Origin of the sequence: Oceanobacter sp. 5_MG-2023, assembly GCF_030548165.1 — a bacterium.
Lineage (GTDB): Bacteria > Pseudomonadota > Gammaproteobacteria > Pseudomonadales > Oceanobacteraceae > Oceanobacter.
The window spans coordinates 39345-48772 of sequence record NZ_JAUORS010000025.1; the positions used below are offsets into that span (position 1 = coordinate 39345).

9 protein-coding genes are annotated in these 9428 nt (G+C 55.0%); all 9 read left to right on the forward strand.

Going from position 1 to position 9428, the window contains the following annotated elements; all coding sequences use genetic code 11:
* Complete coding sequence (gene truA, locus Q4551_RS14295) at nt 1-825, forward strand: tRNA pseudouridine(38-40) synthase TruA (RefSeq protein ID WP_303434548.1); 825 nt, start codon at nt 1-3, stop codon at nt 823-825.
* 75 nt (nt 826-900) lie between these two features.
* The gene (locus Q4551_RS14300) at nt 901-1554 is read left to right on the forward strand and encodes a phosphoribosylanthranilate isomerase (protein ID WP_303434555.1); all 654 of its coding nucleotides are present in this window, start codon (nt 901-903) and stop codon (nt 1552-1554) included.
* Between the two features lie 34 nt (nt 1555-1588).
* The gene (gene trpB / locus Q4551_RS14305) at nt 1589-2773 is read left to right on the forward strand and encodes a tryptophan synthase subunit beta (RefSeq protein ID WP_303434556.1); all 1185 of its coding nucleotides are present in this window, start codon (nt 1589-1591) and stop codon (nt 2771-2773) included.
* Nucleotides 2774-2787: 14 nt separating this feature from the next.
* The gene (gene trpA, locus Q4551_RS14310) at nt 2788-3591 is read left to right on the forward strand and encodes a tryptophan synthase subunit alpha (RefSeq protein WP_303434549.1); all 804 of its coding nucleotides are present in this window, start codon (nt 2788-2790) and stop codon (nt 3589-3591) included.
* Nucleotides 3592-3623: 32 nt separating this feature from the next.
* The gene (locus Q4551_RS14315) at nt 3624-4955 is read left to right on the forward strand and encodes a folylpolyglutamate synthase/dihydrofolate synthase family protein (RefSeq protein ID WP_303434550.1); all 1332 of its coding nucleotides are present in this window, start codon (nt 3624-3626) and stop codon (nt 4953-4955) included.
* Nucleotides 4940-5710 carry an SPOR domain-containing protein gene (locus tag Q4551_RS14320; protein WP_303434551.1) on the forward strand — a complete coding sequence of 257 codons (771 nt, stop codon included), beginning with the start codon at nt 4940-4942 and terminating at the stop codon, nt 5708-5710. The genes Q4551_RS14315 and Q4551_RS14320 overlap by 16 nt, the downstream gene beginning before the upstream one ends.
* A gap of 178 nt (nt 5711-5888) precedes the next feature.
* Nucleotides 5889-6392 (forward strand): CvpA family protein, encoded by a 504-nt coding sequence (locus tag Q4551_RS14325; protein WP_303434552.1) that lies wholly within the window; start codon nt 5889-5891, stop codon nt 6390-6392.
* A gap of 12 nt (nt 6393-6404) precedes the next feature.
* Entirely contained in the window at nt 6405-7931 is a 1527-nt protein-coding gene (gene purF / locus Q4551_RS14330; RefSeq protein WP_303434553.1) for an amidophosphoribosyltransferase, read from the forward strand.
* A 117-nt stretch (nt 7932-8048) separates the two neighbouring features.
* Entirely contained in the window at nt 8049-9263 is a 1215-nt protein-coding gene (locus tag Q4551_RS14335) for an O-succinylhomoserine sulfhydrylase (RefSeq protein ID WP_303434554.1), read from the forward strand.
* Nucleotides 9264-9428: the final 165 nt, after the last annotated feature.

Below are 9428 nucleotides of genomic sequence, written 5' to 3' on the forward strand. Positions count from 1 at the left end.
ATGTCTGATACCTATCGTTATGCTGCCATCGTGGAATACAACGGCGCTTGTTTCCACGGTTGGCAGAAGCAGAAACACCACAATGAACCCACGGTTCAGGCCGCACTTGAGGCGGCTATCTCCAAGGTCGCCAATCACCCGGTTGAGATTGCCTGTGCAGGGCGTACCGACGCCGGTGTGCATGCAACCCGTCAGGTTATCCACTTCGATACCACTTCCAAACGCAGTGATTATGGTTGGCTAATGGGGATTAACACCAATACGCCAGCCCAGATCTCGTTGCAGTGGATTGGCCAGGTCGATACGGATTTTCACGCCCGTTTCAAAGCCCAGGCCCGTTGTTATCGTTACCTGATCAACAACAGCCAATACCGTCAGGCACTGCAATATGAGCAGTTAACCTGGTGGCGTTATCCGTTGGATGCCGACCGTATGCATCAGGCTGCCCAGTTGTTGTTGGGTGAACACGACTTTTCTTCTTTCCGGGCCAAGGATTGCCAGGCCAAAACCCCAGTCAAAACCATGCACCGTATCGAAGTACGGCAATGGGGTAATCTGATTATGCTGGAGCTGGAGTCAAGCGCCTTTCTATACCATATGGTGCGTAATATCGTTGGCTGCCTGATTCCTATTGGCGAGGGCCATCAGCCGGTCGAATGGATGACCGAGGTGCTTGAAGCCAAATCCCGCCTGGCCGCCGGGGTGACAGCCCCAGGGGATGGTTTGCATTTTGTTGGGGTACGTTACCCGGAGCAATTTGATATTCCCAGCCAGCCCTTTGGTCCGTTACTGTTAGAGCCTGTACTGGCGTTGACTGACGGCTGAACCAGACCTTTGCAGGCTTGTTTTCTGCTACCATCGCCGGATTTATGCAGGAGCTTGCTGATGCCGACCTTACCCATGACCCGTACGCGTGCCAAGATTTGTGGTATTACCCGTGCAGCAGATGCTCTGGCGGTTGTGAATGCCGGGGCCGATGCCATTGGCCTGGTGTTTTACCCACCCAGCCCGAGAGCGGTTGATATTACGCAAGCGGCTGCTATTGTGGCTATGGTTCCGGCGTTTGTTACGGTAACTGCTCTTTTTGTGAATCCGACTTCTGAACAAGTGCAAAGCGTTTTGGATGTCGTTAGAATCGACCTTATTCAATTCCACGGTGACGAAGACGATGGCTTTTGCCAACAATTCAACCGCCCCTATATCAAGGCAGTCCGTGTTCGGCAAGCGTCGGATATGGTGGAGGCGTGCGTGCGCTTCCCAGGTGCCTTGTCTCTGCTGCTAGACAGCTACAAACCCGGTGTTCCGGGTGGTACTGGCGAAACCTTTGATTGGTCGCTGGTGCCAGACGATTTAAACAAACCCATTATTCTTGCTGGTGGCCTGTCTCCTGATAACGTGGCAACCGCTATTCGCGATGTACATCCTTTTGCGGTGGATGTCAGCGGTGGCGTTGAGGCCAATGGTCCCGGAAACAAAGGCATCAAGGATGCCAGCAAGATTCAGGCATTTATGAATGAGGTGTATCGTGTCAACTACGAACAACACAACTCCTGAACAAAACGCACATGCTGCGGTATTAGACGCTAATCTGCCCGATGAGCGCGGCCACTTTGGTATTTACGGCGGCCGTTTTGTCTCTGAAACCCTGACCGCGGCGTTGGATGAGTTGCAAGCAACGTATCTGAAACTGCGTGATGATGAAGATTTCCAGAAAGCGTTTGATCACGACCTGGCGCACTATGTTGGCCGCCCGTCGCCGTTGTATTACGCCGAGCGATTGAGCGACCACTGTGGCGGGGCGCGTATTTTCCTCAAGCGGGAAGATCTGAACCACACCGGTGCCCATAAAATCAACAACACCATTGGTCAGGCATTACTGGCCAAGTTTATGGGCAAAAAGAAGATTATTGCTGAAACCGGTGCTGGCCAGCACGGTGTGGCCTCGGCCACCGTCGCTGCCCGTTTCGGCTTGGAATGCAAAGTCTTTATGGGCTCGACGGATGTTGAGCGTCAAAAGCTGAATGTCTATCGCATGAAGCTGCTGGGCGCTGAGGTGGAATCGGTCACATCCGGTACCAAAACCCTGAAAGACGCGATGAACGAAGCGATGCGTCATTGGGTGACCAACGTGGACGACACCTTCTATATTATCGGTACTGCGGCTGGGCCGCATCCTTACCCAATGCTGGTGCGGGATTTTCAGTCTGTTATCGGCCGTGAAACCCAAACGCAAAGCCAGGAACAGATTGGCCGTCAGCCAGATGCAGTCGTGGCCTGTGTGGGTGGTGGTTCCAATGCCATCGGCATGTTTTACCCTTATATCAAGCATCCGGAAGTAGCCATGTATGGCGTTGAAGCGGGTGGACTGGGGCTGGAAGGAGATGACCATGCCGCACCTTTGAGTAAAGGGCGTCCTGGCGTTTTGCATGGCAATCGCACCTATTTGATGGAAGACGACAACGGCCAGATCATGGGGACACACTCGATCTCTGCCGGTCTGGATTACCCCGGAGTTGGCCCTGAGCACTCCTGGTTGAAAGATGTTGGCCGTGCCCAGTATGTCGCCGCTACAGACAGCGAAGCCATTGAGGCATTCCACAAGCTGACACAGCTGGAAGGCATTATGCCGGCACTGGAGTCATCCCATGCCGTCGCTTTTGCGATGAAGTTGGCAGCCACCATGCCTTCCGACAAGGTGATTGTGGTCAACCTGTCCGGTCGTGGTGACAAGGACATTCATACCATTGCCACTCTTGATGGCGTGACTGCATAAGGACGGAATTCGATATGTCTCGTATAGCTAGTTTGTTTGCTGCCTTGAAAACCACGGGCAAAAAAGCCTTGATTCCCTATATCACTGCCGGTGATCCACAAAAGGACGCCACCGTTCCCATGATGCACACACTGGTGGACGCCGGTTGTGACCTGATTGAGCTGGGGGTGCCGTTTTCCGATCCGATGGCGGATGGCCCGACCATTCAATTGGCCTGTGAGCGGGCGCTGGAACATAACACCTCGTTACGTGATGTACTGGCGATGGTGGCGGAATTCCGCACTACTGACAGCACGACCCCGGTGGTGCTGATGGGGTATCTGAATCCGGTCGAAGCCATGGGTTATGACACCTTTGTAACAGCAGCGGTGACTGCCGGTGTTGATGGTGTGCTGCTGGTCGACTTGCCACCGGAAGAAGCCGTTGATGTTGACGCCATCTTCAAAAGTGCGGGTCTGGATATGGTGTACCTGATCGCACCGACCACGACCGATGAGCGTATCGAAGCCATTGGCCAGGCTGGCAGTGGTTATGTGTATTATGTCTCGCTAAAAGGCGTGACTGGCTCGAAAGCCCTGGATGTCGACGATGTTGAACGTAACTTGCAACGGATTCGCCAACACGTGTCTATCCCGGTAGGGGTGGGCTTTGGTATTCAGAATGGCACAACAGCCGCGGCCGTATCGGCCGTGTGCGACGGCGTGATTGTGGGGAGTGCGATCGTTAACCGTATCGCCGACAATGCCACCAACCCCGCCGAAGCTCAACGTCTGGTCGCCGCGCTGATGCAGGAAATGCGCAGCGCGATGGATCAGTAATAACCCGGTCGTAACCAAGAAGGATATTCAGGATGGCTGACTTCAGCAGTTGGAACGTCAAGCGTTGGCTCGAGCACCTGGAGTCGGTGCATCCTGCTGAAATTGATATGGGCCTCGACCGCGTCCGTACGGTCGCAGAACGGTTGGGCTGCTTGCACCCGGCCGGGCTGGTGATACTGGTCGCAGGCACCAATGGCAAAGGCACAACCTCAGCATTGATGAGTGCCTTGTTGTCACGCCAGGGATTTTCGGTCGGTTGTTATAATTCGCCGCATATTCTGCGCTACAACGAGCGTGTGTCGGTAAACGGCAACGATATATCGGATGCGGATCTGTGCCAGTCATTTGCACTGGTTGAACAGGCGCGTCAAGGTATCGCGTTGACCTATTTTGAATTTGGCACCCTGGCTGCACTGGCCTGGTTCAAACAACAGAATCTCGATGCCTGTGTCTTGGAGATTGGCCTGGGCGGGCGTCTGGATGCCGTCAATGTAGTGGACGCCGACTTGTCGGTCGTCACCAGTATCGGGTTGGATCACGAAGCCTGGCTGGGTAACGACCTCGATGTTATCGCCTATGAAAAATGCTCCATTGTCCGGCCAGACCGTTATCTGGTCTGTGGTCAGCCCATGCCTCCTGAGCGTGCTCGCACGACGGTAGAGGCGGCTGAAGGTTTATGGCTGGGGCGGGGCGAAGCCTTTGATATCACTGAGTGTGTGCAAGGGGGCGAGGCGGTTCTGAATCTGCGCTTTCTGCCGTGTCCGGATGAGGATACCTCGATGTCGTGGGTATTGCCGCGCGGATTTATTCCGGCGGCCAATATCGCCACTGCAGTACAGGCGCTGGCAGCGGTTGGCCATTTGATGCCTGAAGTGGAAGTGGTCAAAACCCTCAAGCGCCTGCGGGTTCCTGGCCGTTTGCAGGGCTGGCAGTGCCTGTGTCCGGATGGACGACAACTCAGACTGACGCTGGATGTTGCGCATAATGAACAGGCCGCTGCGTATCTGGCCACCCGAGAGCAAGAGGTGGATGGCATCCTGCTGGCCATGCTGGCCGACAAGCCGGTAGAAGCGGTGGTGCAGGCATTACCCGATACCACGCAGTGGACGCTGGCCGGACTTGATTGCCCGCGGGGACTGGATGTTGCCGGACTGGCACTGCGCTTCCACACCGTGGTGATGCAAGGCAGCGACGCTGAGGTGACGGCCTGTACAAGGGTTCGTGATGCCCTGGAGCACTGGCAACAAACGGCCACTGCTGATGAGCATTGGCTGGTCGTTGGGTCTTTCTATACCGTTGAGCAGGCATTGACATACATTCATGCCCAGCAAAAAAGCGGAGAGTATGTATGGAAAAGCATCTGAACAAACGTATTCTCGGGGCCGTTGTCACTGTGCTGGCACTGGGTATCGCCGTGCCGATTGTGATCGATGGTTCCAGCCAGCGGCTAACGATTGATCAGGATATGCCGCCCATGCCTGATATGCCGGACTGGACGGAAGTCCAGAACCAGCAGCGTATTCGTATTGATCTGGAACAGCTGGCCAGTGGTGAGGCGGCGGCCCAGTTGCTGACGCCACAACCCGGTACCGCGGCGACGGAACCAACGGGTACGGCAACAGCAAGTACAGAACAAACAGCAAAAACAGCGGCAGCAACGGCGCAACAAGGAACCGCAGCAGGTCATGGTGAGCCGGTGACGGGTGCCAATACCGTAGCCGCATCCACGGCCACGCCGGCTGTTACGCCTGCCCAAACGGCCAAGCCCGTTGCAGCGGAAACCGGGCAAGCCGATAGCGATGTCCTGGCCGGGCTGGATGACATGATCCCTGCGGCGGTCAGGAAGCAGCCGGATCGAGGCCATCTCGACGACAGTGGCTTGCCCTATGCCTGGGTAGTACAGTTGGGCGCTTTTTCTAGCGCTGACAATGCCATGGGCTTCCGGGATACGATACGTCAGCAGGGTTTCAAGGCCTTTGCCCGTACCGATGATGATGGTCTGACCCGTGTGTTTGCTGGCCCGGAGCTACAACAACAGCAGGCTGAAACACTGCGTAGTCAGCTGGAAAAAAAGCTGCAGCGCTCGGACCTTCGCATCAAACGTTTTATGGCGCGCTAACGCCAGGCTGGCCCATGAATGATTGTCTCAAGAGCGATTCATGCGGCTTGATTGCTACGGGAGATAGAATTTTTCTGCTTTCGCTGGCGCAAAATGCCCACAAGCCGGTCTCTCCAGTTGTCGAAATCCATGCTAAACCCTATACTGCGCGCTTCTTTGAGTCTGCTACGAGAGCAAGATGGCCGTCGTTGATTGGGTAATATTGGCGGTGCTGGGAATCTCCAGCCTGATCAGCCTTAAACGCGGTTTCGTCCGGGAAGCCTTGTCGCTGGCTGTGTGGATTGGGGCGTTTGTGGTTGCCCGCATGTTCAGTGGTAATCTGGCCACGCTCCTGACTGATTATATTGAAACCAATTCATTACGCTGGATCGCCGCATTTGTCGTGCTCTTTCTGGGCACACTGGCTATTGGTGCCATGGTCAACCACCTGATTGTCGAGGTGGTGCGTCTGACCGGATTGAGTGGCACTGATCGTATCCTCGGTATGGTCTTTGGCTGTATCCGTGGACTGGTTGTTCTGGTCGCGATTGTTTATGGGTTGCAGCTTACCATGGTGCCGAAAGACCCCTGGTGGCAGCAATCAATGTTTATTCCTCACCTGGAAGTGCTGGCAGACTGGGCGCGTAATACGTTGCCAGGCGCAGCGAACCGGGTGATGTCCTCTATCCCGTCTGATTTCTGAGGTAATACGCGAATGTGCGGAATTGTGGGTATCGTCGCCAAGACCCATGTCAACCAGTCTATTTATGATGCGTTGACGGTGCTACAGCACCGCGGCCAGGATGCGGCAGGCATTGTCACCAGTGATCAGGGAAAGTTTTATCTAAGGAAAGATAATGGCCTGGTACGAGATGTATTTCGTACCCGCCATATGCAGCGACTGATTGGTCGTATGGGCATTGGTCACGTACGTTATCCGACGGCAGGCAGTTCCAGCTCGGCGGAAGCTCAGCCATTCTATGTGAACTCGCCCTACGGCATCGTACTGGCACATAACGGCAATCTGACCAACACCACCGATCTGGCCCAAGACCTCTATCGTGAAGATCTGCGGCATATCAATACCACATCAGACTCTGAAGTCCTGTTGAATATCTTTGCTCACGAACTGCAAGAACAAAAGCAGCTGGTGCCCACTCCGGAAATGATCTTCCGGGCGGTGCGTCGTGTGCATGAGCGTGTTCGTGGTGGTTACGCAGTGGTCGCCATGATCTGTGGTTATGGCGTGGTGGCCTTTCGTGATCCGAATGGTATCCGTCCGGCTGTTTATGGCCGTCGTGATACCGATACCGGCCCTGAGTACATGGTGGCATCGGAATCCGTCGCGCTGGATGCCCTGGGATTTCAGCTTGAGCGAGATGTTGAACCCGGTGAATGTGTTGTCATGACCGAAGCCGGTGAGATTTTCACCCAGCAATGCGCTGACAACGCCTGTCTGACGCCGTGTCTGTTTGAGCAGGTATACTTTGCCCGCCCGGACTCCATTATGGATGGCATCGCGGTGTATAAGGCGCGCCTGCGGATGGGGGAAAAACTGGCGGAAAAAATCATGCGGGAGCAGCCGGATCACAATATCGATGTTGTGATACCGATTCCGGATACCAGCCGTTCATCGGCGCAGGAACTGGCCAATCGGCTCGGCGTCAAGTACCGCGAAGGCTTTATGAAGAACCGCTATATCGGCCGTACCTTCATTATGCCAGGGCAGCAGCAGCGCAAGAAATCCGTGCGTCAGAAGCTCAACGCACTGGAGCTGGAATTTCGCGGCAAGAATGTCCTGCTGGTCGATGACTCCATTGTCCGGGGCACCACGTGCGAGCAGATTATTGAGATGGCTCGGGATGCCGGTGCTCTCAATGTGTATTTTGCATCGGCCGCCCCTGCGGTACGCTATCCCAATGTTTATGGGATTGATATGCCGGCCAAGGAAGAGTTTATTGCGCACGGCCGTACCACCGATGAAATTGCAACGGCCATTGGTGCTGACTGGCTGATTTACCAGGAACTGGATGACCTGATCAGTGCATGTCTGGAAGGCAGCAAAACGGCTGCGAAAGCATTTGATTGTTCGGTATTCAACGGTGAATACGTCACCGGCGATATTGATGACAATTATTTCCAGCGCCTGTCCGACTTGCGCAGCGATTCCTCCAAGGGAGGCCGCAAGGCCGCCAGTGCCAACAACGTAGCGATTGACCTGCACAACGAGGCAGAATCCTGATTATTTCGGTATTACAGGTGCCTGACACCTGAACCGAATCTGTATAACAGGGCAGCCTCCGCTGCCCTGTTGCGTTTTTAGGCCATGTTTTTAAGCCATAGAAAAGGCAGAAACCTGATGAATGATATTCACGACTTGTTGGCCCCTTATCAATCGGATCTGACCGATTGTGAAATGGAAACCCTGGCGGTTCGTGCGGGCCAGTACCGGACCCAGGAAAACGAACACTCCGAAGCGATCTTCCCGAGTAGCAGCTATGTGTTCAGCTCGGCCGCAGAAGCCGCGGCACGTTTTGCCGGAGACAACCCGGGTAACGTCTATTCCCGTTATACCAACCCGACGGTACGCACCTTCGAAGACCGCCTGGCGGCGATGGAAGGGGCAGAGGCCTGTGCTGCAACGGCTTCCGGTATGGCAGCTATTTATGCGGCGGCGCTGGCCCATTTGAAAGCGGGGGATCATGTTCTGTGCTCTCGCAGTGTGTTTGGCAGCACCATCGTTCTGTTTGAAAAATTCCTGCGTAAATTCAACGTTGCTATCGATTATGTGAATCCGGTTGATGTCAACGATTGGGCAGCACATTGCAAGCCGGAAACCCGGTTGTTTTTCCTGGAGTCTCCCTCCAACCCACTGGTTGAAGTCGCAGATATCGCTGCACTGTCGCAGGTGGCCCGTGACGCCAATGCCCTGCTGGTGGTGGACAACTGCTTTTGTACCCCGGTGATCCAGCAACCGCTGGCGTTGGGGGCCGATTTGGTGGTGCATTCCGCCACCAAATACATCGATGGCCAGGGCCGTTGCATGGGTGGTGCCGTACTGGGCAGCCACGAACTGATTGAACCCGTGATTGGTGTTTTGCGTTCCGCGGGTCCAACCATGAGCCCGTTTAATGCCTGGGTCTTTACCAAGGGGCTGGAAACACTCAGCCTGCGCATGAAAGCCCACAGTGAAAACGCCACTATCCTGGCCAACTGGTTGCAACAGCATCCGAAGGTGAAACAGGTCAACTATTGTGGCCTGGCATCCCATCCGCAGTATGACCTGATCCAGCAGCAGCAAAGTCTGCCGGGTGGCGTATTGTCGTTTGAAGTGGATGGTGGACGGGAAGAAGCCTGGCAAGTGATTGATGCCACTCGCATGATCTCCATCACCGCCAACCTGGGCGACGCCAAAACCACCATTACGCATCCGGGTACAACGACCCATGGGCGTTTGGCAGAAGAAGAGCGGCTGGCGGCTGGTATTACCCAAGGCTTGATTCGTGTTGCGGTTGGTCTGGAGAATGTGAACGACATTCGCAAGGATCTGGCCCGAGGACTGGATTCACTCTGACGGCATCCTGGTCACACAGACGGGGCTGCGGCCCCGTTTTTTTATGCCCTGATGTTGCAGAATGGCGTAGCGGAATAACTATTGGGGGCATCTATTTAATCCTGCACGGCTCTGCGCGAGTGTTGCCGTTGTTCAGAGCAAGGCGACGAATGCAGCGAAATGACG